We start from the raw sequence: 1,573 nt of genomic DNA on the forward strand, positions 1-1,573 counted from the left end.
GAGGTGTCGTCGGCAGGGTAAGATGTGTATAAGAGACAGGATCCGTGTAGAACGAACTGGCATGTATTGAAGCAGCAGCACCTATGCCTGCTGCGATAAAGCTAATAACAAGCCACCCGACGAGGCCGATAATCTGGTTTCTCAGTGACATATGAGTCATGAAATGTCTCCTTGTTCTGGTCAAGTAAACCTGGACACATTATTAAGTACTTTTTTCAAACTCCTGCGGAGTCATATTTCCCAAAGTGGTATGCAATCTGCGTGAGTTGTAATACACCATATAGGCTTGCACATCCTGAATGGCATCTTCTCTTGTTTGATAGAGGACACCAGTCAACCATTCTCGCTTCAAGCTGCTGAAGAAGCGCTCTGTAGGTGCGTTTACCTATCACTTTACCCTGGTGGTTAATGACTACACCAACATGTGTATCTAAATGGGTATCAACGCCAAGAATAACTTCATTCTGAATCAATGTGCCGTCCATATTTTATACTCCTCAGTCAGGATTGGCGCATTACCAACCCCACTTACCGGACAGGACACTCACGGTGCAATTCAAGGCTCCTATTAGGCCACATGTATTGGGCCCGGCAACGCTCAGGGAATGCCTGGGCCAGATCGACAGGTCAACGCAAAGGCACTACTTCGCCAATCCCAACACGGGTCAGATCAAGCCGGGCATTCCATACCATATTAAACTGAGTATCCCAACAGTTTCCTTTGCGGCTCATCGAACATTGCATGTTGTGCTGAGTCAGTAGCGTTTGGTAGTCGTGTGAAGCATACTGGCTACCTCTGTCGGAGTGATGCAACAGATTTTTTGGTGGTTGTCTCAGGTTGATTGCCATCATCAGTGCACGATTTACCAGAGCAGTCGTCATGTAATACTCCATATGCCAACCCACAATGCGCCGTGAGTAGAGATCCAGTACAACCGCCAAATATATCCATCCTTGTGCTGTCCGGATGTAAGTGATGCCGGTTGTCCACACCAGGTTAGGCTGTTTGGGAGAGAAATCTCTATTCAACTTGTTGTCAGCCACTGGCTGATTATGTTTGCTGGTTGTTACTACATAACGCTGCCTGTTTCTGACTGTTAATCCCAGCTTTTTCATAAGCTTGCTAACTTTATAACGTCCAACCATTTGCCGATTTCCCAAACTTACCCGTGATTGTATGAACAGTGTTTTCATACGCTGACACAGTTGCCAGGTTTTACTGTCAATTAATCTGACAGGCCGTTTGCAACAGTCATAATAAGCACTGGTGCTCACCCGCATTACCCGACATAAAGCAGTAACAGGGTAATGTGGTTGCTGGAACCGGATGAAGGTATATTTCACTTCATCTCTTTCGCAAAGAAGGCGCTCGCCTTCATCCAGGCGAGTACCATTTGCCACTTGTTCCTGCTCTCGTTTCCAGCGCCGTACCTGCGTTGGATTGATATTAACCACCTCAGCTGCCTGGGATACGGTGTAACCTTGCTGCGTAACCAGTGCCACCGTTTCCTGCTTGAACTCAGATGAATATTTGCGTCGCGTTTCTTTAATAGCTGTCATAAACTACCTCCCC

Annotated in this window: 2 protein-coding genes; both read right to left on the bottom strand. The window is 46.7% G+C overall.

Features of this window, described 5'->3' with window-relative positions:
* Positions 1-215: 215 nt before the first annotated feature.
* The gene (locus ABF86_RS12965; RefSeq protein ID WP_041353465.1) at positions 216-485 is read right to left on the bottom strand and encodes a hypothetical protein; all 270 of its coding nucleotides are present in this window, start codon (positions 483-485) and stop codon (positions 216-218) included.
* A gap of 142 nt (positions 486-627) precedes the next feature.
* The gene (locus ABF86_RS11815) at positions 628-1,560 is read right to left on the bottom strand and encodes an IS3 family transposase (RefSeq protein WP_160803635.1); all 933 of its coding nucleotides are present in this window, start codon (positions 1,558-1,560) and stop codon (positions 628-630) included.
* Between the last annotated feature and the right edge of the window lie 13 nt (positions 1,561-1,573).

The sequence above is a fragment of the Nitrosomonas sp. GH22 genome, assembly GCF_009833115.1.
GTDB classification, from domain to species: domain Bacteria; phylum Pseudomonadota; class Gammaproteobacteria; order Burkholderiales; family Nitrosomonadaceae; genus Nitrosomonas; species Nitrosomonas eutropha.

Coding starts and splice junctions, on each gene's coding strand:
- ABF86_RS12965 (WP_041353465.1), bottom strand. CDS start 485: ATGGACGGCACATTGATTCAGAATGAAGTTATTCTTGGCGTTGATACC.
- ABF86_RS11815 (WP_160803635.1), bottom strand. CDS start 1,560: ATGACAGCTATTAAAGAAACGCGACGCAAATATTCATCTGAGTTCAAG.